Below are 23,159 nucleotides of genomic sequence, written 5' to 3'. Positions count from 1 at the left end.
ACGCATTTCAACGGCGAGGCACTCTCGACCGCTAGTCGCAAACTCGTTGAAGAAGGGGCAGATGTATTCATTAGATTCAATGAGGGAATGTCGATCCTGAAAAAGGTCGTTGAAGTGGAAACCGGGCAAGACCAGTCGCTTCTCTTGCCTGAAAACCTACGCTTCGAACGCCTGGTTAGTTCCAGAAAGCCATTTGGTTTGGAAACTACTTTTAAAGGCAAGGTCGCCAGAGGTGCTGATGACGACCTGTTGGTGTATCAGAACGGAGGTATGGGCTTCACGCCAAGAAGCTCTATTTCATCTGGAATTCAGTTCATTGATCATTGGAAGGTTTTTACAGGTCGGGCCGCGCCCGGAACGGGAAACAAAGACACGTACCCGCACCGAATAATAAGCACCCCATTTGTGGGGGAGCCGGGCTCAATCTCATCTGAGACTTACCTTTGCATCGGGCCTTTTGAGACAAGGAGTCATGCTGAAAACGCCCTGTCGTATCTTTCCTGTCGGTTGACCCGTCTGCTAATCCTTCTTCACAAGCCGTCACAGGACACGACGCGCAAGGTTTACACATTTGTACCGAACCAGGATTGGAGTCGGAGTTGGTCTGACGAAGACCTCTACGCGAAGTATGACATTTCCACTGATGAGATTGGACTTGCCCGGAAAAAGTGGAGAGCGAACCGGGTTTTAGGCAGCCAGCTTGAGAGCGGTGCTCTCGAACTGGATGGGACTCATATAGCCTAAGGCGGAATGCCTTCGGCGTGGGTTGTAGAAGCCGTCGATATATTGGGATATCTCGGCTTCTGCCTGCTGGCGGGATCTGTAGGCCGTCCGCCATATCAGCTCGGATTTGATGGTCTTGAACACCGTCTCGACCATCGCATTGTCATAACAGTTGCCCTTGCCCGACATGGACAGGATAAAGCCTCGGCCCGTCAAGAGCTTTTGGTAGGCCTCGGAACAATATTGGCTGCCGCGGTCGGAGTGGTGAATAACGCCACGCGGCGGTCTGCGTATGGCGATGGCGCGTTGCAGGGCATTGAGGGCAAGATCCTTCTTCAACCGGTCGCTGACCGACCAGCCGATAATCCGGCGGGAATAAAGATCGAGCACGATCGCCAGGTAAAGCCAACCCTCCGCCGTCCAGATATAGCTGATATCGACACCCCATTTCTGGTCAGGCGCTGACGCCTCAAAGTCCTGATCCAGAATATTGGGCGCCACAGGCCCGCCATGATGGCTGTCGGTCGTTTTCTTATAACGCCTTGTCTGCAAGGCCTTCAAACCGTTGTCGCGCATCAGACGGGCAACGCGATGGCGCCCGACCTCGACGCCGTCTTCCTGCAATTCGACCGTCATACGCGGGCTGCCATAGGTTTCATGCGACGTGGCGAACTGCGACCGGATATGCGCCAGAAGCACCAGGTCATCCTTCTGACGACGGCTGGGCGCACGGCCCTTCCAGGCGTAAAAGCCGCTCATGCTGACGCCGAACAGGGCGCAACTGCGGCGGACAGGAACGGTGGCCTTCTCCGCATCGATGACCCGAAATATCATTTCGTGGTCTCCCGCGCGAAGAAGGCGGCTGCTTTTTTTAGAAGGTCGCGCTCCTGGCGCAAAATCTCATTCTCTTTGCGAAGCCGCGCCAGCTCCTTGCTGACGTCTGAGTGCGGCCCCGACAAAAGATCGGCCTCCCGATGTTGCGTCAGCCAGCGCGTCAGCGTCGATTTTCCAATACCCAGATCTTCTGCAATTGCGGCAACAGATCGGCCACTCGTCTCAACAAGACGCACAGCCTCAGCACGGAACTCCGGCGTCACACCAGCATGGCGACCACGCCCGCCTAATGTTTTCTTCTCGTCCTTCATGGATCAAACTCCTAGCAAATTTTAGAAGTTCGCTCTCCACTTTTTCCGGGCAAGTCCAGGCAGTTACTTCCCGGGTTTCCTGGAGCCCAGGCGCGTGGCCGAGAAGGCACTGACGGCTGTGATCCAGGAGGCTTACGTTCAGGGTATCTCGACGCGCTCTGTCGATGATCTGGTCAAGGCGATGGGGATGAGCGGCATCTCCAAGAGTCAGGTCAGTCGGCTGTGCGAAGAGATCGATGACCGTGTGAAGGCTTTCCTGAACCGCCCCATTGAAGGGGAATGGCCATACATCTGGATTGACGCTACGTATCTGAAGGTGCGCCGGGGCGGCCGTATCGTCTCGGTCGCCGTCATCATCTGCGTTGGCGTCAACAGCGACGGCAGGCGTGAAGTGCTGGGCATGGAGGTCGGCACCTCGGAAGCCGAACCGATCTGGGCAGAGTTCCTGCGCAACCTGACACGCCGGGGCCTGCGTGGTGTCAAACTTGTGGTCTCTGATGCCCACATCGGGATCAAGGGTGCCGTCTCCAAGGTTCTCAACGCCACCTGGCAGCGCTGCCGTGTTCACTTCATGCGCAATGTCTGCGCCCATGCCGGCAAGAGCGGGCGACGCGTCGTCTCTGCCTTCATCGGCACGGCCTTCGCCCAGGAGACGGCGGAAACGGCGAGTACCCAATGGCGAAACGTCGCCGACCAGCTCAGGCCCAAAATGCCAAAGCTGGCCACGATCATGGACGAGGCTGAGCACGATGTCCTGGCCTATATGACCTTCCCGAAGGAACACCGCATCAAGCTGCACTCAACCAACCCCATTGAACGGCTCAATGGCGAAATCAAGCGTCGCTGCGATGTCGTGGGCATCTTCCCAAACGACGATGCCATCACCAGACTGGTCGGCGCCATCCTGCTCGAACAGAACGATGAATGGGCGGTTCAGCGCGGGCGCTACATTACCCTTGAAACCATCGCACAACTCAGCGATGATCCACTTCTCAGCATGCCAGCCGTGGCAAACTGAGCGAAACCCGGACCTGTCCGGAAGTCATTGATGCCAAGCGCTCAATTACACCACGCCCTGGGGCACGATCGAGGCCAATCCGCGTATCTATGCCTACGCTATTGAGTCTGCAACGCACACGGGGCTTCTCAAGATTGGCCAAACCACGCGCAATGTGAAACAGCGGATAGCCGAACAGGTCAAGACTGCTGCTATTCCGTTTCGGATCGAACTTGATGAGTCCGCTGCCCGCGATGATGGCACGACGATTACGGACCATGCCGTCCGCGCGGCCTTGGTCAAAAAGGGCTTTTCAAACCCTACTCTTGAGTGGATCCAATGCACCGTCGCCGATGTAAAGACCGTGTTGACCGAGTTGCGGATCGGAAAGCCGTTGACCGGCACTCACCACGAAACTTTCCCGCCGCGCCGTGAACAGGCCGACGCCGTGGACAAAACGTTCGCCTATTTCCAGTCCATCTGGAAAGAGGACGGCAAAGCCGTGCCGCGTTTCCTGTGGAACGCCAAAATGCGGTTCGGAAAAACTTTCACCAGCTATCAACTGGCGAAAAAGCTGAAGGCCAAACGCGTTTTGGTGCTGACCTTCAAGCCTGCCGTTGAGGATGCCTGGCAAACGGACCTGGAAACTCATACTGACTTCGACGGGTGGCAATATCTTTCGCGCAAGTCGGAACGCGACCCCAGCCAGATCGAAAATGAAAAGCCAGTTGTTTACTTTGGCTCTTTTCAAGACCTCCTCGGCCGCGACAAAACGACCGGAGCCATCAAATCCCGGAACGAATGGTTGCACGCCGTCAATTGGGATTTGGTGGTGTTTGATGAATACCACTTCGGCGCCTGGCGCGACACGGCCAAGGAGCTTTTCGAAGGCGAAGACGACGCGAAACGGGAAACTAAGCTAGAATATGACGCCGGCCTGGATGAGGTGAACGAAGACCTCGAACAAATTTCCGCCAATGAGGCCATGTTCCTGCCCATCAGCACGCGGGCCTACCTCTATCTTTCCGGCACGCCGTTCAAGGCTCTGGCGACCGGCGAGTTCATCGAAGAGCAAATTTTCAACTGGACCTATACAGACGAACAGCGTGCAAAGGCCGAGTTCGCAGCCAATCACCCCAATCAGCGCAATCCATATGGCGCGTTGCCGCAGATGCGGCTGCTGACCTATCAGATGCCTGACGAACTCGTGGCCATAGCCAGCGCCGGGGAGTTTGATGAGTTCGACCTGAACGCCTTTTTCTCCGCGACCGGTACGGGAGCGAAGGCTGAGTTCAAGCACAAGTCGGATGTTCAAAAATGGCTTGAGATCATCCGTGGGTCATATGCGCCGCAAGTCGTTGACGGCTTGAAGACCACTCGGCCGCCATTTCCATATTCTGACGCCCGCCTTTTGCCGTATCTTCAGCACGCATTTTGGTTTTTGCCGAATGTCGCGGCTTGCCGAGCGATGGCGAACTTGCTTGGGGAAAAGCACAATACCTTCTGGCATAGCTATAAAGTGATCATGGCTGCCGGATCGGAAGCCGGAATTGGCCTGGATGCGGTGCCACCTGTTCGGAAGGCGATTGGCAGCGGCTTTGACACAAAGACCATTACATTGTCCTGCGGCAAGCTAACGACCGGGGTGACAATTCCGCAATGGTCCTCGATCCTTATGCTGCGCAACCTGAAATCGCCTGAGACCTATTTCCAGGCGGCCTTCCGTGTGCAGTCGCCGTGGACAGTCGAAAATCTCGACGGAAAAAATCCGAACGACAAGATAGTCGTTAAGCCTGTTTGCTTCGTGTTCGACTTTGCGCCGACACGGGCGCTTCGCCAGTTGTCGGATTACGGCATTGGTCTTTCACCCGGCGAAGCCAACCCGGAAAATGCCGTCAAGGAGCTGATATCGTTCTTGCCCGTGCTCGCCTATGACGGCGCGAACATGACCCAGATCGATGCAGGCGGGATACTCGACATCGCCATGGCGGGCACTTCCGGCACGCTGCTGGCCCGCAAATGGGAATCCGCCCTGCTGGTGAACGTGGACAATGATACGCTGCGACGGATTATGGATAATCCCGACGCCATGGCTGCCGTCGAACGCATCGAAGGCTGGCGCGCCCTGGGCGACAACGTCATTGAGACGATCATAAACAAGAACGAAAGGGTCAAAGAACTCAAAAACAAAGCAAAAGAAGCCGGGCTAAGCAAAAAAGAGAAAAAAGAGCTTAGCGATGAGGAGAGGGAATATAAATCCAAGCGCAAACAAATTCAGGAAAAGCTGATTAAGTTTGCAACCCGCATACCTGCCTTCATGTACCTGACTGATTTTCGTGAAAATACCCTGAGAGATGTTATCACTAAGCTGGAACCTGACCTTTTTCTGACGGTCACTGGGCTAACTGTGAGTGATTTTCACCTGTTGGTTCAGCTAAAGGTTTTCAATACCGAGCGAATGAACCAGGCCGTATTCGCTTTCCGACGCTATGAGGACGCCTCATTGCGTTATACCGGTATCGAAACCCATGAAGGCATTACGCAAATCGGACTCTATGATACAGTCATCGCGAGAGAGTGACAGGGATGGTTGTGTCGGTGAATCTGCTAACTTAAGAAGGGCTTTTGTCGTCGGCGGCCTGTCCCCGTTCGATAGTGGAAACTGCCCTCACGACTAAGGTGTGTGCGATTGCTCGCTCTTAACATGGGCCGCATCGGGTAAATTTCCCCGAATAGGTTGCCATGCCAGTGTACCCGTCGGTCGCCCGACGGTAGAGGGGGTATTGAGCAGCTTCCGACCCAAAACGTAGCCGACTAGTAGACCGCACTCAACTCTTTTTTCTTAAGCATGTTAAGCACGTCAACCGTCTGCCATTGTACGAACCAAGGCTGCGCCGCTATATCGGTCAAATAGGTAGCCAGGGTTACATCGTTTTTGATCGGCAATTTAAGAACCATCCTGAGGTCTCGGTATAATTGAAGTTTCGTCGGCAGTGAAACATAAGGGCAGGTAATTATGTCCAGGCACAAATGCGCGTCATGGGCGCGTTTTAAGACCCCCTTGCAACTGTCTAACTGTTTCAATATTGCGGCCTCGACATCCGTTCGCAACTGGTTATACCGGCTGTCGCCTCTGACATAATAGAGGCACGAAACAATCGAAAAATATTCCATTTTTTCAATATCGAAGACGTTATTCAGCAACCACTCTTCTTCGAGTAAATATGGTGAACCGAGTTCACGTGACGCGAGCAAGATGTTTAATATTTCAACCGGAACCTTCGATTGAAACGTGGCAGTTTCAATATTTACGCATTGACGAATAAACTGCGAGATGAGTGAATGAACGTGCCCCGCAATCGATGGATAACTGTCCGGCATTTTTTCCCGAACAAACCGTATCAGGACAATTAATGCTCTGCCTACCTGATAGGAAGACGATACTGTTGGGTTGACTGAATATAAAAAAAGCAGAGTGTCAAAAAGAATTTGAAACGCTGCCTGGTACAAGTCTTCTTCCGGCCGATCTGCTTTTTTTATTAGGTCATAATCTGACGTGAGTTGGATAATCCTCTTTGCAACGCTTGAGATAACATAGTCGGAAACGGCGTCGTAACCTACCTTCTGCTCGGCACAAATACTTTTCAAAGCATTGAGAAATGATTTTTCAAAAGAACGACTCCTGAATATTTTCTTTGGAACAACAAAAGAATTGAATTTACTTGTCAGCCTTTCCTCAAGAAAATCACCGATTACCGCTTTTGCGGAATGGATAATATATGACTTTGGCGTTATAAAAGGCCGGTCATACTTAAGGTATTTAGCCTCGTTGAGGTGCAAGTTGTATGCTTTAAGGCCTAGCTCAACAATGCCCTTTATCTTGTCTAAAGTTTCTTCATTTTTGGCGAATACTATATAGTCGTCAACGTATCTACGGCAATGATAGTCTGTCCCAAGGTGAAGATCATGAGATACCGCTTTCGCATCGATATCAACGTCCACCGCTTGAAGAATTATTTCAGCAAATATACGGCTAAGTTCGGGACCAATGCATATTCCATTGGTTTCGTTATAGTTCATTTTCTGCATCAAGTTATCGAAGTCGTCACCGAATGATGCAGCATGTAAGTTTAGCTTCGTAAAGTCGCAACCTTTTATGGCCCATGGAAGGGTATGAGTATAAATGCTTGAGAAGCATTTAGAGACATCCATTAGAGCAAGTTTTGGAAATTTCTTTTCATTTCTAAAAAATTCGTCAGAAGAAAAATACTTATAAATTCTATCATAGCCCTCGTAGGCGAAAAAAGAAGCCGGATTTCTTATAAAAAACTCGATCTGAGTTAAATCTACCACATCATTTTTGAATTGATTTTTGTCCGAAATATTTGTCGAAAATGAAAATGTGCTACCCACTTTGGCAGGGTGACGAATAGAAAACTTTCCCCTGGATGCATAAAAGCAAATTAAGGAGTGGTATTTCTGGTAGAAGTCAATGACCCTGCATTGTAGTGAGGGATGAATCAAACTCAGTTGGCGGAACGAGCTGCCGTCCTTCTTGATGTTATAGCGATACGGGATCGTGTAATCTTTTCGTGCAATCGCTGTCAGACCTGACCCTGCCAGTTCTTGGCGAGAAACAGGGGCAGATGTACCCTCCGAAATATTCTTATAGAACCCGTCGTTAGACACGATTAACGGCATTTCATATGGTGCCGTATCCGTCACAACGGCACGCTGAAAATCGCCCTTACGAAGGTTGCCCTTAATATATTTCTTTTTATGCATAGGCCCAGCACTCTGTAAGTTCAGCTAGTCTTACGGGCTTAAAGTAGTAAAATTTTCTCGAAAGAAATGACTTTTGGAAACTTCGGCTAAGCAACGAGTTTTTTTGATCTTGGCTCAGCGTGACCGGGACGGCACCTGGCAAGTTTCCAGCATCTGATAACGCGAGGGACTGCCAAAACTTGTCCAGCTCGGGCAACGAGGACGAAGTTATGTGGTCGATCATAGAATAATTGAAATAAACACCCACGTTTCGTCTGTGTCCTGTGTGCCGGTCATAGATATTGTAGTTACCTGTCAGAACTTTTACACGATCAATATAGTCCGAAAAATTGCCGTCTTCCACGTGTTTACGTAAAGACCAAACCAATCGCGACTTTATTTTCTTAACTTTGGCTTTGGAGATATCAAGCCTCACTGTGCGCGCCCACCCACCTGCCGCTTTTTTTGTTGGGGGAGAAACCGCAAATTGGTAGCCCAAAAAATCAAACGTATGCTCTGGCGCAAAAGGCGTTGCGGCGGCGACAACGGGTAGGTCAAACGTCAATACTTTTGTCTTTACATAATTGAAGCTTAGGCCCGCCGGCAGATGTGTTTTTAGCGAACCGTGAAACGTGTCCTGGGCCTCGGTAGCTGTGGTAAGGATAAATATGTCATCCACATATCGGGCATAATAATAGACGCCTTTCATTCGCCGTACTCGGCTGTCGAAGTCACGCATCAGATATTCTGCAATTACGGCGCTTATTGCCAATCCTCTTGGCATACCTGTGATGTTCTGCAGTCCAAGTTGACCGGAAAAGCTACTCCAAATGACCGCCGACGCCGGTGGAAACCCGGCATCCCTTTGGAATGCTAAAGCTATTTCGTCTCGTGAGATCGACTCATAAAAGCTTTTGACATCAAGTCTATACACTCTGAAGGCATGCCCTTCCTCCAACAAGGTTTTAATGGATCGTATGATGGTGTCACGATCCGATTGCTTCACGCGCGTCAAACGGCGGATATTCTTACCAAGTTTTCTGATTACCAGTTCATCGTGGATGTTCGCGAATTGATAGAGCCTTTTACCTCGGACGACAGAATTTTTGAGGTTGAGGTTAGGGAATCCCAGACGGCTTATAGCCATTGCCTGCAAAAGAGTGGCATCGAGGACTAAAGGATCGAGCAAACCAGGAACATCAATGAAGTCTTTTGCTAGAATTGTCTCGTGCAGCGACTTTTTGTCGAAAGCAAAATCGTACAAATCCTGCCTCCGCTGAGCTTGGTTGTAATTTCGAGAATTGGCACATAGGGCTTGAAAATGCAACGTCCGGGACCATAGTCCATTAGAATTTGCATGTATTGCACTTGTGGCTATGTGCTACATTGACATGCCTTTCGTCAGCACTACGGTCGCCTGTCCGGCGCTGTGGTCGGCACCCTGGCTGAAGCCGCTCTGGGCCTGGCCTGACCGTTCCTGTATCCCGCGTATGAGCTTGTCGCGATCGTCGGTGTAAATCACGGCCTCGGCCTTGGCGCGGGATATGCCGACGTAGAGAACGCTCTGGTCAATGAGGTTCGTCCGGTTGCTCTCAAAATGGATGAAGGCCCGTTCCGCCGTCCGCCCCTGTGCGGCATAGGCGGTCTGCACATAGGCATGGCGGATATGCTGGTCGGACGCCTCATGGATGGACAAGGTGACGGTCTTGCCGCGCTCGGTCTTAATCGTGACGGTTTCCCGATCTGGATCGACCTTCGTCACCTCGGCCTTCAGGCCGTTGATCCGGGCCTGGACGGCATTGTTGCGGGTGAACTCGATCTTGTCACCGGCGCGGAGTTCGCGGTTCTGGCCCTGGAACACTTCGACGCTGCTCCATTTGTTGGGCTGCCAGCTTCTTTCTTGGCCATGTTTGTCCCGGAGCGCGACCGTGCCTTTGTTGGCATCAATCCGCGCCACGTCAAACGCTGCGCCGCGCTCGATGCCATGTACCCGGTCGGCCTTGTTGAATATCACCACGTCGCCGGGTTCATAGGCCTTGGCCTCCCTGGTCTCCACCTTGGTCATGTCCTTCTGGTTCAAAGTGCGCAGGGTTATGGCCTGGTTGCCAAGCTCGCCCCTGTCAGCCAGCGCGGTTCTGATCCGGTCGGTCAACAGGTCGCGGCCTTCGCGAGATGGATCAATGACGATGGTATTGCGCCGCTCGTCGGTGCTGAGTGCGGCGTAACTATCGGCTATGGCCCCCATACGGTCGGAGGCGGTGGCGTGCTCCATGACACGGCCGCCGCCGCGATCAAGTGCATCAAGCGCCTGTCTGGCTTGCCCCTTTATAGAATGTTCAACGGCCTCAAGCGTCAAATCGTTGGTCTGGCGCACAACCTGCTCCAGCTTGAACGTCGGCATCCCGGCTTCCTGAAGCTGACGGAACGCTGCGCCGGCGCCGACAGAATTAAGTTGTTTGTAGTCGCCGACGAGAACGGTCCTGGCGCCACGCTGTTCCGCCGCTTCCAGCAGGCGGGTCATGTCCCGCGCCGATATCAGACTGGCCTCGTCGATAAGCCAGATTTGCCGGTCGTTGGCTTTCGGCTCGGCCTGTCGCTCCATCAAGCGCAGGTGACGTTCGACCGTGACGGCGGGCAGGTTCAGGGCATCGCCAAGGGTCTGCGCTGCGGACGCGGACGGGGCCATTGCCTTGATGTCAAAGCCCGCCGCCTGCGCCGTGTCGGCGAACGTCGCCAACACCGTCGTCGTCTTGGCCGTGCCGGCATAGCCCTGGACGGCGGTAACGGCATGAGTACTTGCCAGCAGGCCTTTCGTCGCCTGCCTCTGGTCGTTCGTCCAGTTAAAGCCCTGATCCTTTGAAGACCTGGCGGCGGTCGCTACGATCTCGGCGGCTTTGATAGGGGAGGCCACAGCCTCGGCTCCATGCCTGCCGCGAATTTCGGCATTCAACAGGCGCTGCTCATAGTCGAGATTGGCGCGGGTGGTGTAGCCCTGATTTTCCCGGCCCTGGCGGTTGATGAAGGTTCGGGGCACAAGCTCGCCGCGTTCCACGGCCTGGGCCATAGCCTCGCGGATAACGGCATTGTCCACCTGGCCCATGCCGAAGCGCCCGGCTTCTTTCTGTAGGTCCACGCTGGAAAACACCGCCTGCCGTTCACCCAATTTGCTATGGGCGAACGCCACCGCCTTATGCGCGAGGGTCTCGGCTTCTCCTTTTATGATGAGTGATCGCCTGTCGTCGCCGGCAAGCTGCTCCGCCGTATGGACAAGGCCCTGACGCTTGGCCTGGTCGAAACCCAATTCATCGGCCTTGTCTCGCCAGGCTTGCACCAGACCGGCCCGGTCGATCTCGCCCTTGGCCTCGCGGGTGTCGAGTGCTGCGATCTGCTTTTCTTCGGCGGATGCCGATGCACGATCCTTGCCGCGCGCCTCCAGATGCTTCTCGATCTGCGAAGACCGCTCACTGAAGGCCAGCAGCAAGTCCCGGCTCAAACCCTTGATCTCAAAGTTTGAGTCCTTGCCAACCTCGATCTCATAGCCAAGCTGAACAACCCGGTGCGCCAATTCTTGCCGGTAAATCTCTCCGGCGGCTTTCTGGATTTGATAGAGGGGGCGCGATTCCAGACTGCGCCACGTGCCGTCCTCATCCTGGGTCATATTCAAGATGACATTGTGGGTATGAAGCTGCGGGTCTTCCTCCCGGCTGGTCTGGTGCAGGAATGAGCCTATGACCAGGTTGCCGGTCTGGACGTGTTCAACGCCATCCTCGCCACGAACGCGGGTTTCTGCCGCGAATTCCTCGATGAAAGCCATTGTGACCTCAACGGCCTCGGCGTGGGCCTCCACCAGGCGTTCGTCGCCGGACACCAGGGCCATGACCGAAACCGACTTGGGCGCGGACAGGGTTAAATCCCATCCGGGCCTGTGCTCCAGGACATCAGATTTGTTGGTTCCCAAGGTCGTGCCATCGGGCAAATTGCCGTCCAGCAGTTCCTTGAAGGTCTCGCGGTCAACCTCGCCTTCAAGGTCGAGCGCTCTGGCACCTTCGCCCTGCCATTCTGACGGCGACACGCCGCCCTCACTATAATAGTCGTCGGATTCAAAATAGCTGGCGGCCTGGCCGGAACTGCGGATCGCGGAAATGGTGGCGACCATCAGACCGGCCCCCCGGTCGGCAAGACAGGCGACTCGTCGTCGTCATTGTCATGGCGCTTTTTGCGGCCCCAATAGGTGTCGGCAATGTCGCCGGGGATGAAGGCGGCATGACCTGGTTCGCTACGGGCTATGATGTGGCCATTGCTCAACCGGATCAGGGCAATCGGCAAACCGTCCGGCAATTGCAGATAGCCGGTGTGTGGCGGAAGCCTAAGTTGGGATTCGATAACGGCGGGCCTAAGCTGGCGGGTGGTGCCAAGGCTGGTTCGGCCCTTGCCGTGCTCAAAATCCATATTGTCGGTGGCGGCGCGGATTTCAATTTCAACATCGCCAAGCGTCTTGCTGATCCAAAGCCGCGTATCGGAGTCGATGGTCTGCAAAAACAACTTGGTATTGGCGCAACCCAACATGGCTTCGGCCCCCTCGCGTCCATAGCGGTCGTGCATCTGGCCTATGCTCTGGAATGTGATGACGACGGACGCGCCGAACTTCCGGCCCTGTGGCAAGAGCCGTAGTAGCTGATCGACCCTGGGAATGTCGGGCAGTTCGTCCAGCAACATCCATACGCGGCGGGCCTTGCTCACCTCCAGCCCAAGAATGGACGTGGCGGCGCAATCCAGCCAGCAAGCCATGAGCGGCTTCATCGCCTCGAAATAATCCTCTTTGCGCTGAACGAAGACCCAGGGCTTGCGACCTGGTACGGCGTCCAACCCCTTGAAGAAGGCGCGGAAGCTGAACGATCCGCCATCACCTGGCCCTGAGCGCAGATACTGCAGAATCGCGGCGGCCTTGGTCAGCATGAACAAGACCGATCCTGTCGCCCGGTCGGCATCCTCGGCAAAGATGCGCGACGATGAGGTATCCTGAAGCCAGACCTTCAGGTCGTCTTTCGACATGGACTGAACGGCCCCGATCAGGTCGGCAATGTCGGTCTTACCCTCCTGCCATAGGGTTCGCATCATGTTGGCCAGCAGGTTCCGGCCCGCCGTGGTCCAGACGCTGTCCTCCTTGGAGCCGGAATCGGTGATCAGTTGTGCGGCAATACGGTCGGCGTCGGCGGGGTGGCTGATTTCACTGAACGGGTTCCAGTATGTGCCGCGTTCATCGAATGGATTGAGGATCATATCGCCGCGCGACGGGTTATAATAATGCGCGACGAATTCGCCGCTGGTGTCATAGACAATGGCGCAATCGCCTCTTGCCTCAATGGCGTTCAACATTTGACGCAGGACGGTTGTCTTGCCAGCGCCGGTCGTGCCGATAAGCGCCGCGTGGCGGGTCTCCATGTTGGACGGCCACGCTACGGTGCCGATCCTGACTGGATGCGCGCCGGCAAGCCCTTGGGTATGTCGGGCTAAAGCTTGTTCGCTGACGATGTGCGTGCCGCGCAAAACATCGTCCTGGACGAGTTCTTCGCCGGTCGCTGATAGCCACCGGGTCCAGCCGTAGCACCCGGCAAGGCCCAAGGCTGTACCGGCCATCGCACCAAGGCTGGCGAAAAGTTCGAACACATGGGCGCTGTGCTGATAGTCGGGGCTGGCGAGAATAATCGACACACGGATGGGCACCTGGTCCTTGCCGATGGTGATATTGACTTTGGGCGGCTCGGCCGTTTTGCCGACAAGCCAGTCCATGAACGCGGCATGGGCGTAGTCGCCGGTCAGAGCCTGATCGTCAGACGATACGAACGCCTTCACGGCTCCGAAGGCACACAGGCAGGTCGATGCCAGCAGAATGATGGCATAGCCTCTGAGCCTGTGAGTGGCGGCGGCAAGGTTGAGGTTTTGCAGCCCTTGGCCGCGTTGCAGGTTTTCGAGCACGTTTTTCATGATTGGTCGCTTGTCGGTGTTTTTTGGGCCAACTTTTTCTGGCGCGAATAGGCTTCGGCGGCCTCTGCCGCTAAAGCCTGGTTGATTTTGGTGGGATCGGCTTCGCCCTTAAGGGCGGTGCGCTGGGCGTAGACATAGGCGCAGACCGCCGTGAACAGGGCGCGGTCGGTCATGGCCTCCATGCGCCTGACGGCGGCGCTGATGTCACCCAGGGCGTCGGTGAGGTCGGCGCTGGTACTCGTCGCCACGGCTCCCGGCATTATCAGCGAGGCGAGGCCCGCTTCAAAGACCCGAACACCGGTCTGGTACAAATCGAGGCCCAAGGCGGCTCCGTAGGCCTCGATCATTGCCTTTTGGCGGAGGCTTATGCGGATCGAAAACGGATGTCGGGAGGTCATGACGGGCCTGTCATGCGTATGCGCAACGCATACGTCCAACCCGTTGCGATAGTTGGCATTTTAAGAAAAGCCACCTGACCGTAAGCGCTGCGCATACATTTAAGTATTTGAAATTTAACCAAAGACGTGTGCGTATGGTGTGACATTACTATCCCCATCTTCTTCCTGATATTCTTGGCTCTGGTATTTGCCTTTTGGGGCTTTCCCCCGGCTTGACCGGGACGGCGCGCAGCAAGATCAGGCGTTGTCATTTGCGGCCTCTACGGTCTGTTCGGAAATCTCGCGCTGGAGACGCTGGGCGGCTGGCTTGACCATTTTGGATATGGCGAACGGCAGGAAGAACACTGGGAACAGGTGCCCTAAATCCCGGTGTGCGCCGATGACTTTGAACCGCGACACCCGGCCCGCATCGTCGATTTTGACGGCGAAGAACTGGATGCTCTTGAGGTTGGAGACTTGAAGTTCTGTCCGCACCCATGCCTTGAAACAAAACAGCAGTTGGGACCGCAGGCGCTGGTCATGCTGGCGGTGCCAGACAAAGCACGCGCGCCAACTACCTTCACGGTGTCGGTGGGATGCCACGACGAAGGGGATTTTGAAACCGTGGGCCTTGTACTCGAAGGCGGCAACAGAATGTTCAGGCATGGGGGTGCCTTGAGGATTTTCCATGGGGATGATCCTTTGGCCCCAAAAGGGGCGGCTTAAATTGTGGGAGGGGGGGATTGGGTTAGAGGCTATTCAGCCAGCGTTCGGCTTCGGCCTGGGCGATCAAGGTTCGACGGCCCATTTTCAAAATGGCCAGCTTGCCGAGCTTGACCTGGGCGTAAAATGTCGTTGGGCTTATACCGTAGTCACGACAAAAATCGGCGACAGACAGGGCCTGTCTTTTCTTGGCTTCGTCCTTGTTATCAAACATCTGCGTCTCCTTTATGCTGAGGTAGTTCAGCGCCTAAAGGGAAGCACAAGCGGATAGCCTCGTATTTACCCGTGCATTACCGGATCGGAAATTTTCTAGCTCGCGAAAGGGGGGGCGAGCGTATTATAATTCATAATATTTATATACTTTGGGTATATTAATATCTTTCAATTCAATGTGCCCCATGCGAGGCCATTGGAATACATTGAAAAATGTGATAAAAATATACTATGGATTTAGAAAATACAGGAAAGTTAAGGAGCGTTCTGGATAGCTGGCTACCTGAAACGGTGGCGACATCCGCATGGCTTAATGCCCTGAACGTCTCCCCACAGCTTACCCAGCGCTATGTCCGCAGCCGATGGATAGTGCCGCTCGGCAGCGCCGCCTTCAAGAGACCTTCGGAAAAAGTTCAATGGTTTGGCGCCGTCCACAGTTTGCAAACTCAGTTGAAACTGCCTGTCCATGTCGGCGCGCTTACGGCTATATCCGCGCATGGTGCATCCCATTACCTCCGCATGGGACACGAGACGGTTTACCTGTTCACGCCCCCGAACACCCGGTTGCCAAAATGGTTTGTGGGCTATGATTGGCAAAGTCCGGTCCACCATGCCGCTACAAACTTGCTGCCGGAAGACATAGGCCTGACGGTTCATAGTTATGGCAACATAGATGTTCGGATATCCACGCTTGAAAGGGCGATACTCGAATGTCTGTATCTGAGCCCGGAAAAGGCCGACCTGGTGGAATGCTATGAGATAGCCCAAGGGCTATTGAATCTGCGCCCCAAACTGGTGCAGGAACTTCTCGAAGCCTGCAAGTCCGTGAAGGTCAAACGGTTGTTTCTGTACATGGCAGAAAAAGCCGCGCTCCCGGTTTTCAAAAATTTGAACATGGCGACGATATATCTCGGCAAGGGAGATCGTAGCCTAGCTCGGACGGGACTCTATGATTCTAAATACGGCCTGATCCTGCCTGAAGACCTGGTGAAACATGAATGAAGCCTACAAGGACCAGGTAAGATTGCTGCTGCGGGTCTTGCCCTTGGTCGCGCAAGAAGAGGTTTTTGCCCTCAAAGGCGGTACGGCGATCAATCTTTTTGAACGCGACATGCCCCGGCTCTCGGTCGATATCGACCTGACCTATTTGCCCTTCGATGATCGCGCAACGGCCCTCGCCAATATCGACACCGCGCTATTTCGGCTGAAGGGTAGGATCGAGCGGCTCCAGGCAGGGATCAAGGTGACGCCCGTTCCGCAAAAGGAAGGCAACGACGCGAAACTTCACTGCCAATTTCAACGCACTCACATCAAAATTGAGGTCAACACGACGCTGCGCGGCCATGTGTTTGCGCCGCGCCTCATGGCCTGCACTGAATCAGTGCAGACCGAGTTTGAAGCCTTCGTTGAAATGCCGGTTGTCTCGCATGGCGAACTTTACGGCGGCAAACTTGTCGCGGCCCTGGATCGCCAGCACCCGCGCGACCTGTTCGACGTTCATCATCTGCTCAACAACGAAGGGCTGACGCCTGAAATCAAGCTGGGTATGATCGTTTGCCTGCTGAGCGGAAAAAGGCCAATCAATGAAATCCTGCTCTCGACGCCCAAGGATCAGCACGAAGCGTTTGAAAATCAGTTTGCCGGCATGGCCTTCACGCCCTTCAGCTATGATGACTTCGTAGCAACGCGAACGCGCCTGAATGACGCGATAAAGGTGGCGCTGACGGACCAGGACAAGGCATTCTTGCTGAGCTTCAAGCGTGGCGAACCCGACTGGTCCCTTATCGACATTGCGGAATTGCAGAACATGCCGTCCGCCCAGTGGAAGCTCATGCATATACGCGGCTTGCTGCGAAGTGACCCCGACAAGCACGCGGGTCACTACCGTGCCCTGGCCGACAAGCTCGCCCTATAACCGTGGTATTCAAGCTTACGGGAGAAATGCGGACATTTTTCTCGCTTATGGGAGAAATACGGACGCTCCGCGGCTGGCGCCAGTACTGACTGCACTGCACACGACGCCTTCGCCTTCAGGTGACCGGCTCTTTCTTTTCTGCTTCCTTCTGCCATTGCAGAACGAGGTCGTACAACGCGCCGGGTAACATGCCTTGAATATTGTACCGCCTGATTATTGCGTCTGTGATCCTTCGGGCTGATTTGAGGTGAGGAAAATTCGCTCGCACCTCGTAAAAGGCTGCCTTTGCGGGCTCGTGCCATGCCGTCAATTTGGCGACCGTTTCGGACTGGGACTTTTGCCGGGAAGCCCTGTGTTCAAGACCCTTTACAATGAGATTGTGCTTCAAAACAAAATCCGGGTTAATGTACCCAAACGCCATTCCCATATAAAAGGCGTGATAAATGACTTTAAATAGCTGCTTAAACCTCGGCGGCATTATCGTTACCGAAAGGAGCTCAAGTTTTAGAATGTCGGCCGACGACATCATTTGAAAAACGTTGTTTATGTTTTCATTTTTTAGATTTAAAACTTCCTCGCGATCAAGAAATTCGCCAGGCGCAGGATGGATATTTAATTCATTGAGCCACTTGTCTCCCGCGATACTTGAGAGCTGAAAAAGCGCTAAAACGCCCTTGGCGTAGTCTTCGTCGTCGGACACCTCCAGCAGCGCCGCCAGTGCCTGCTCAACCAGTTCCATCTTCCCTAGGCTCATAAGTGTCTCTTTACCGCAGAATCAGTTTCGTCGGCGGGTTTAGAGCAGGGGTTACGCGACGTAAATTTGAGTCGCCTAAAACGAGCGATTTTGGGCGCGCGCGGCGGTCGAATTTTCGATCAAAAAGCGGCTCTATTGGATTCCCAATTTGCACGCATCTCGCCCATTTTTTTATGTTCCGGGGACGGGGTTACTCACTGGGTTACGTAGCAAAACCACATTGGGAATTCGCAATGAAAATCAATATATTGTCGATCTAATGTGGTTCCGGCTCCAGGCACCACTATTTTTCCTTATATTGCAATAGTCTGTTACTCTGCCGCTAGAGCAACGAGCGTTTAATTTGACTTACAAATTGAATGCGAGATGCGGAAAAACGTAAAATGTAGAGCGGGTTGCATTCCTTTGACCGATTCAATCAGAATGCAGACCGCTCTAATCCTAGAAGGCCCGCTTCTGATCGGAGGTCTAACGTTTCTCCCGCAGAAATGGCTGCGTGAACTTCTAATAGTCGCGCAGTTGGCGTGTTCTTATCGAGGAAACGGAAAGCGGATGCGGCGAGATATTCTGAACTCAATTCATACGCGCGCCAGCGCCTCCCTAGATCCTCTGCTACCCGACCAGTAGTGTTGGAGCCTGCAAATATATCCACAACGAGATCGCCGGGCTCTGTCAAGAATTTGATAAAAAATTCGGGAAGTTTAGCAGGAAACCGAGCCGGGTGGCCCTTAGTGGCAACAGCCTTGCAACCACGAAGATAACCGCCATTACTGTCAGTGTTGGGGATTTGTAGTAGATTTGAGGGAATAGCTCCTCCGTTGTCGCGCCCAAAACCGTCACTGATCACGTGGCCGCTTGGTCGATCCTTGGGGGAGTAAAAGGCGCTCGGGTCTTCAATCAATTTTTTCATGCGCTCACTGTATGGAGCCAGCACTTTCGACACATCCGCTTTTGGCCATTCAGTTTTACTAAACCACCAGACATTATTAACAGCGTCCTTGGCCCTGATTTTGCGTTTATTGACCCATTCTATCGGACTCGGAAGTTTGGCCGGGTTATACCAATAAAAATCCTCGGCTAAGAAAAAGCCCAGATCATCGCAAAACTTAATTGGGATACGGAAATTGTATAAGCTCCGTGAAGGAACCCCTTTTTGGTATGCCCCTCCAAGATCCAAAACGAAGCTGCCATCGTCTTTAAGCTTTTGGCGAACCAAGTTAGCGAATTCCGAAAGCCATTCGACGTACTCGTGCTGGTCGCGGTTACCGTATTCCTTTTTTCGCTGGAGTGCGAATGGAGGCGAAGTGATGACCAGATTGACGCTGCCATCGGGCAAGCCCTTGAGCAAATCGAGAGAATCGCCACACCATGCTTCTCCGCTAGGCGTTTTATAAGCTAAGTGGTGATTCACGAATCATCTCCCATTTCCATTTCGCTACTTATACGCTGTAGACGTATACGCATCAATTCTTCTCCATCCCGAATATGGAAAAGACTGATTCGCCCTTACGTAGGGCACTAGCACAAAATCTTCGTGAGCTTAGGGGAAAGCAAGGTCTCAGCCAAGAAGAGCTGGCGGATATTGCTGGCCTGCACCGCACCTTTATTGGTGCGGTTGAACGATGCGAACGCAACATATCGTTAGACAACATCGGAAAGCTAGCCACTGCTCTCGGCGTCCCTGCCGCTGAACTGTTTCGCGAGGGGATGAAATGAAGTCGCACCCCGACAAAGAAAAAATGGACGCTCTGATGCCGGCAGTTCGTGAATATCAAAAGCTGGCGAATAGGCATGGTATTAACGATATTTTTCAGGACAATGGTGGGAAGCTCCTTCAAGTCATTTTGACAATGGGCCTGACTGTGTTGTCAGGCCGCGAAGGTAATGATGCCAAAGACGACGCGGGGCGGGAGTACGAACTCAAGTCAGTGAATCTTGACTTGACCAAAAGCTTCTCTACTCACCATCACCTTAACCCTACGATCCTCGCGAAATATAGACAGGTGGGTTGGGTTTTTGCGATTTACCGCGGTATAGAGCTCGCTTGTATTCATAGCATGGAGCCTGCGCTGCTGGAGCCGCTTTTCACCTACTGGGAAGAGAAATGGCATCGGGACGGCGGAAAAGACATCAACAATCCAAAGATACCGGTAGTCTTCGTAATACAAAATGGCACTCTGACGTACGGAACCGTGCCAGACGTGAAAACTCGCAAACAGATTGCCATTTTGCCGTCGGTAAACGATCCGTTTGAGGCCGACGAATAATAGAAGCGCCGACAGCGACTTCGCGGCTACAGCCAACCCCGCTGGGGCCTGTCGGGTACGTGTAAAAGCAAAGCACGCACACCGCTGGCATCAGGTCAGGCTGACCCTATCCCTGACCGGTTGGTCGCGGCCTGGCGGCCAGGGATAGGGCTGGTGGCAAGGCCTATTTTTTCTCGCCTTCCTCGGTCACGGCGATGGCCGCATTGGCTGCCAGTATATAGGCCGACGTGGTGCTGACCGTGTATTCGTTTTCGAACCACAGGAAGGGCCAGTCGGTTTTCTGTTCAGGGAAGTCCGGCTTGATGACCAGCACGCCGGGCACCATGCCGCCGGGCACGAAGCTGTAATCGGCGCGGTTATGCCCATAGCCGATCAGCTTTGAACGGGTGCCGACCGTCGAGACAAGCGACAGATTGGTGGCCGGATGGCGGCCCAGCATGTAATCGAGCGCATTGAGCGTATATTCCGGCCCGATAATGTCCGGAAAGGCCTTGTGCAGCAGATACATATTGGAACCGAACATAGCCACCTGGTTCGATCCGGCCCACGAGCCCAGACCGACGGGCACGCCAAACGGGGTTTTGGCCAGATCGGCATCGATCTTCACCTTGGCCGCCCTGACATCGGTCGCCAACTGGGCGCGGTAATCGGCGTCCATGAAGGGAATGGCGCGCACGGCCGTGCCGCCCACCCAGTCGAAATGGGACTGGATGGCGGGCATCAGCGCCTTCAGCTTGTCGGTATAGAGAGGGGCCTGGCCCTTGGTGGTGACGATCAGTTCCACCGTGGCCTGCACGGCGGCCAGATCGAGCCAGTCGGCGCTTTCATCGCGGCCCTGACGGTTCACGCGGTCGCCGGGGTTCTGCTGATTGGCCCACAGCGTCTTGGCCGCCGACAGGGCTTCACCGGCCAGCGCCGGATCGCTGGCTTCCAGTTCGCGCGACGCCGCCGCAAGAGCGCCCGCCACCGTATAGTCATTGGCCGGCTGATCGGTGGTGAAGGCCCAGCGGTCATCCGGCACGCCCGAATAGACGCCGTTGTTTTCCAGCGGCCCCATTTTCGGATCATAGATCATGCGGTCGGTTTGCGAGCCCGAATCGCCGATGTCGGTATATTGCTTGAGCGTCGGGTCGATAATGCCGGTGATGGCGTGGCCGAACACCTTATATTGCGCCAGCAATTGCAGCACGCCGTGGCGAATCTGCTGGAGCGAATCCTGCACGCCGTCGGGTTTGCGGATCTCGACCGAATGGGCCGCCTCATTGATCGTGGTTTCATCCCAGTTGAGGCCGAACATTTCGCGGCTGAGCGCCAGATCGCTGACCACCTCGGCATTCTGCGGCGTCTGGATGTCGTAATCGCCGGCATCCTGCCAGCCGCCGACATTGAGGCCCGGAATATGTTCGCCCGGTTTGAAGGGCGAATCGAGATTGGGCCCCATCTTGTAGCCGTCGAAATGCACCTCATTGGGTGGGGCCTGACGCGCATCGTCCATGTGCGAAAGGCCTGACCAGACGCGGTATTCCTCACGAATCGCCATGTGATCCATCTGCTCGGCCAGATAGGTGTCGAGCGAGGTTTGCCAGATATGGCCATAGGCATTGGCAGCGATGGGGAAGGGGTTGGTGGTTTGGCCAGCATAGGAGATGGCGTAGATGCCGGGTGCATGGACGCTCGAAAAATCGAAGCTGGCGTAATTATAGCGCGTCCACTTGCCCCACGGCTTGATTTTGGCCCGCAGGACGGGCTGCTCGGTTCCGTCAGCCGTAAGCCTGACCAGCACGGCCTCATCGGGTGCCTTGAAGGCGGGATCAAGCTCGATCAGGGCCACCTTGCTGCGGTCGGGCGTGTAACCGGCCTGATTGAACGACACGACCGGCTGACGCACCCAGCCTTTTTCGACATTGGGGCGCACATGCCAGACGATGGCATTGTCCCTGGCACCGGCCTTGATCAGCGAGCGTACCACGAACCAGCCGTTCTGCGCCCGGTTGCGCGCATCATACAGCGCCAGCGGGGCGGCGTCTGACGTGATGGTGACGCGCGTCAGCGGGTCTTCGGGGGACAGGGTGATCGATTGTCCGCCCGATATGAGCGGCAGCGGATCGCCGGAACCATCCTTGGCCATCGGGCCATTGGCGTCACGCGGGAACAGGCCGGGCTGCGCATCCATCAGATAGGTCTTGCCGAAATAGGCGGTCGGCAGGAAATCGAGATTGAAGCCCGCCTTGCCCGCCAGTTCCGGTGGCAAGGGCTTGTCCAGATTGACCACGATCTTGAAACCCTGAGCTTCCGGCGTCACTTCGACCTGATATTTCAGGCCCACCGCATCATAGGTGGAGGTGACGATCAGTTCGCCGGGATTGGGGCCATGCACGCGGCTGACAAAGGCGGGTACGGGATCCCATTGCTCCGGCGTCGGGTTGAGGCGCACCTCGCCATCGGCCGCGATCCGGTCGCCATGCAGGATCATCTGGATGCCGGCATTCTTTTCATCGAAAAAAATCGGGCTGAAATGGTTTTGCTCGACGATGACGCTTAAGCCCTGCGTTTCCAGCGTCTCATTGGGGCTGAGGTGCAATTGTGTTTGCGGTGCTTCGGCGGCATTGGCGGCGCAGCTCAGACAGGTGGCCGCAAGCAGCCCTGATAATAGTTTCTTGTGCATGATGTCCTTCCTGATAGCGATAACATTATTTTTTTAAATTGAGCCGCTTACAGAACAGATCGATAGGTTCAGTTCGCGGGTTCGTTTGGCGCAGGCTGACTGGCGCCCCGTCATTCATGCAAAAAATACCGCCGCCGCAGGTGCACCTTATCCGGTGCAGATATTCTGCATGATCACATTTCGCACGCAATAGCGCATCTGGCCGTCAGCGACCAGAAGATGAGTCATGGAATAATCCGCTGCGCCTGTCAATTATCCATATATGAAAACGTCTGCCACATCCGGTCGAATGTGGCTCTCGGACAGCGAAACTGGCCAGTTTATCAACTGTAATTGTCTGGGTGTTTAAAAGCTTTATGCGTCTTAAATCGATAAAATTTTTCACTTTCTAAGCGCGTGACGTCTTTCCGAAACCAGATTCGCCGCGCTCAGGCTGGCCCTCAGATGCATAATAGGTATGATGTATCACGTAAGAACGCTTATAATAAGTATCTGAAATATAACAATTAAAATATAAGAATTTGGTATTTTTTTTCGCAGATTGCTCCGGCGTCTCGCATGGCCGATGTCTGCCGAGGCAGGAGGCAGCTTCACTGTCACACAAATACAACCATGTTATATTTTTGTCCGT

General features: G+C 54.3%; 17 protein-coding genes and 1 pseudogene. 7 read left to right on the top strand and 11 right to left on the bottom strand.

Translation table 11 applies throughout. The features are described 5' to 3' along the window. Positions 1–87 precede the first annotated feature (87 nt). A complete protein-coding gene (locus tag QB905_RS06435) occupies positions 88–744 on the top strand; it encodes a hypothetical protein (RefSeq protein WP_282973777.1) in 657 nt (218 codons plus the stop codon). Here QB905_RS06435 and QB905_RS06430 read toward each other — a convergent pair. Beyond that, positions 688–1,868, bottom strand: a protein-coding gene (locus tag QB905_RS06430) for an IS3 family transposase (protein WP_282973104.1) whose coding sequence is annotated in 2 segments (ribosomal slippage) — positions 688–1,574 and positions 1,574–1,868 — 1,182 coding nt in all. Because the reading frame shifts where the segments join, the coding sequence is not laid out codon by codon here. The genes QB905_RS06435 and QB905_RS06430 overlap by 57 nt on opposite strands. 58 nt (positions 1,869–1,926) lie before the next feature. On the opposite strand from QB905_RS06430, the pseudogene QB905_RS06425 reads away from it, so the two are divergent. Both QB905_RS06425 and QB905_RS06420 read left to right on the top strand, forming a co-directional pair. After that, positions 1,927–2,886 (top strand): annotated as a pseudogene (locus QB905_RS06425) (IS256 family transposase); the annotation flags it as partial. Positions 2,887–3,040: 154 nt separating this feature from the next. Then, a complete protein-coding gene (locus QB905_RS06420) occupies positions 3,041–5,446 on the top strand; it encodes a DEAD/DEAH box helicase family protein (protein ID WP_349252562.1) in 2,406 nt (801 codons plus the stop codon). A gap of 233 nt (positions 5,447–5,679) precedes the next feature. Here QB905_RS06420 and drt3b read toward each other — a convergent pair whose 3' ends face one another. From drt3b to QB905_RS06385, 7 genes are all read right to left on the bottom strand, one after another. Then, positions 5,680–7,650: an antiviral reverse transcriptase Drt3b gene (gene drt3b, locus QB905_RS06415; protein ID WP_282973776.1), complete on the bottom strand. Its 1,971-nt coding sequence runs from the start codon at positions 7,648–7,650 to the stop codon at positions 5,680–5,682. Next, a complete protein-coding gene (drt3a, locus tag QB905_RS06410; RefSeq protein WP_282973774.1) occupies positions 7,643–8,893 on the bottom strand; it encodes an antiviral reverse transcriptase Drt3a in 1,251 nt (416 codons plus the stop codon). Before drt3a ends, drt3b begins: the two co-directional genes overlap by 8 nt. 117 nt (positions 8,894–9,010) lie before the next feature. Further along, positions 9,011–11,785 carry a MobF family relaxase gene (gene mobF / locus QB905_RS06405; RefSeq protein ID WP_282973773.1) on the bottom strand — a complete coding sequence of 925 codons (2,775 nt, stop codon included), beginning with the start codon at positions 11,783–11,785 and terminating at the stop codon, positions 9,011–9,013. After that, the gene (locus tag QB905_RS06400; RefSeq protein ID WP_282973772.1) at positions 11,785–13,614 is read right to left on the bottom strand and encodes a type IV secretion system DNA-binding domain-containing protein; all 1,830 of its coding nucleotides are present in this window, start codon (positions 13,612–13,614) and stop codon (positions 11,785–11,787) included. The genes mobF and QB905_RS06400 overlap by 1 nt, the downstream gene beginning before the upstream one ends. Continuing rightward, the gene (locus tag QB905_RS06395) at positions 13,611–13,937 is read right to left on the bottom strand and encodes a hypothetical protein (protein ID WP_282973771.1); all 327 of its coding nucleotides are present in this window, start codon (positions 13,935–13,937) and stop codon (positions 13,611–13,613) included. The genes QB905_RS06400 and QB905_RS06395 overlap by 4 nt, the downstream gene beginning before the upstream one ends. A 312-nt stretch (positions 13,938–14,249) precedes the next feature. Then, positions 14,250–14,681, bottom strand: coding sequence for a hypothetical protein (locus tag QB905_RS06390; protein ID WP_282973770.1), 432 nt, complete (start codon positions 14,679–14,681; stop codon positions 14,250–14,252). A gap of 58 nt (positions 14,682–14,739) precedes the next feature. After that, positions 14,740–14,928 (bottom strand): helix-turn-helix domain-containing protein, encoded by a 189-nt coding sequence (locus QB905_RS06385; protein ID WP_282973769.1) that lies wholly within the window; start codon positions 14,926–14,928, stop codon positions 14,740–14,742. 230 nt (positions 14,929–15,158) lie between these two features. On the opposite strand from QB905_RS06385, the gene QB905_RS06380 reads away from it, so the two are divergent. Then, complete coding sequence (locus tag QB905_RS06380; protein ID WP_282973767.1) at positions 15,159–15,929, top strand: type IV toxin-antitoxin system AbiEi family antitoxin domain-containing protein; 771 nt, start codon at positions 15,159–15,161, stop codon at positions 15,927–15,929. Then, entirely contained in the window at positions 15,922–16,842 is a 921-nt protein-coding gene (locus QB905_RS06375) for a nucleotidyl transferase AbiEii/AbiGii toxin family protein (RefSeq protein ID WP_282973765.1), read from the top strand. Before QB905_RS06380 ends, QB905_RS06375 begins: the two co-directional genes overlap by 8 nt. A gap of 115 nt (positions 16,843–16,957) precedes the next feature. Here QB905_RS06375 and QB905_RS06370 read toward each other — a convergent pair whose 3' ends face one another. Together QB905_RS06370 and QB905_RS06365 are read right to left on the bottom strand one after the other, a co-directional pair. Next, the gene (locus QB905_RS06370) at positions 16,958–17,581 is read right to left on the bottom strand and encodes a hypothetical protein (protein ID WP_282973764.1); all 624 of its coding nucleotides are present in this window, start codon (positions 17,579–17,581) and stop codon (positions 16,958–16,960) included. A gap of 433 nt (positions 17,582–18,014) precedes the next feature. Next, the gene (locus QB905_RS06365) at positions 18,015–19,007 is read right to left on the bottom strand and encodes a DNA-methyltransferase (protein WP_282973762.1); all 993 of its coding nucleotides are present in this window, start codon (positions 19,005–19,007) and stop codon (positions 18,015–18,017) included. A 74-nt stretch (positions 19,008–19,081) separates the two neighbouring features. On the opposite strand from QB905_RS06365, the gene QB905_RS06360 reads away from it, so the two are divergent. Together QB905_RS06360 and QB905_RS06355 are read left to right on the top strand one after the other, a co-directional pair. Continuing rightward, positions 19,082–19,312: a helix-turn-helix domain-containing protein gene (locus tag QB905_RS06360; RefSeq protein WP_282973761.1), complete on the top strand. Its 231-nt coding sequence runs from the start codon at positions 19,082–19,084 to the stop codon at positions 19,310–19,312. Next, positions 19,309–19,863 (top strand): PDDEXK family nuclease, encoded by a 555-nt coding sequence (locus QB905_RS06355; RefSeq protein WP_282973759.1) that lies wholly within the window; start codon positions 19,309–19,311, stop codon positions 19,861–19,863. Before QB905_RS06360 ends, QB905_RS06355 begins: the two co-directional genes overlap by 4 nt. Positions 19,864–20,026: 163 nt before the next feature. On the opposite strand, the gene QB905_RS06350 is transcribed toward QB905_RS06355, so the two are convergent. Further along, entirely contained in the window at positions 20,027–22,528 is a 2,502-nt protein-coding gene (locus QB905_RS06350; RefSeq protein ID WP_282973758.1) for a glycoside hydrolase family 9 protein, read from the bottom strand. Positions 22,529–23,159: the final 631 nt, after the last annotated feature.

Origin of the sequence: Asticcacaulis sp. EMRT-3, from assembly GCF_030027245.1 — a bacterium.
In the GTDB taxonomy this organism is placed as follows: Bacteria; Pseudomonadota; Alphaproteobacteria; order Caulobacterales; family Caulobacteraceae; genus Asticcacaulis.
Note: the sequence above shows the minus strand (reverse complement) of the source record. Positions and strands in the feature narration are given on the sequence as shown.

Excerpts from the sequence above, each read along its gene's own strand:
- QB905_RS06435 (WP_282973777.1), top strand. The coding sequence starts at position 88 with ATGTCGATCCTGAAAAAGGTCGTTGAAGTGGAAACCGGGCAAGACCAG.
- drt3b (WP_282973776.1), bottom strand. The coding sequence starts at position 7,650 with ATGCATAAAAAGAAATATATTAAGGGCAACCTTCGTAAGGGCGATTTT.
- mobF (WP_282973773.1), bottom strand. The coding sequence starts at position 11,785 with ATGGTCGCCACCATTTCCGCGATCCGCAGTTCCGGCCAGGCCGCCAGC.
- QB905_RS06400 (WP_282973772.1), bottom strand. The coding sequence starts at position 13,614 with ATGAAAAACGTGCTCGAAAACCTGCAACGCGGCCAAGGGCTGCAAAAC.
- QB905_RS06390 (WP_282973770.1), bottom strand. The coding sequence starts at position 14,681 with ATGGAAAATCCTCAAGGCACCCCCATGCCTGAACATTCTGTTGCCGCC.
- QB905_RS06385 (WP_282973769.1), bottom strand. The coding sequence starts at position 14,928 with ATGTTTGATAACAAGGACGAAGCCAAGAAAAGACAGGCCCTGTCTGTC.
- QB905_RS06380 (WP_282973767.1), top strand. The coding sequence starts at position 15,159 with ATGGATTTAGAAAATACAGGAAAGTTAAGGAGCGTTCTGGATAGCTGG.
- QB905_RS06375 (WP_282973765.1), top strand. The coding sequence starts at position 15,922 with ATGAATGAAGCCTACAAGGACCAGGTAAGATTGCTGCTGCGGGTCTTG.
- QB905_RS06370 (WP_282973764.1), bottom strand. The coding sequence starts at position 17,581 with ATGGAACTGGTTGAGCAGGCACTGGCGGCGCTGCTGGAGGTGTCCGAC.
- QB905_RS06360 (WP_282973761.1), top strand. The coding sequence starts at position 19,082 with ATGGAAAAGACTGATTCGCCCTTACGTAGGGCACTAGCACAAAATCTT.
- QB905_RS06355 (WP_282973759.1), top strand. The coding sequence starts at position 19,309 with ATGAAGTCGCACCCCGACAAAGAAAAAATGGACGCTCTGATGCCGGCA.
- QB905_RS06350 (WP_282973758.1), bottom strand. The coding sequence starts at position 22,528 with ATGCACAAGAAACTATTATCAGGGCTGCTTGCGGCCACCTGTCTGAGC.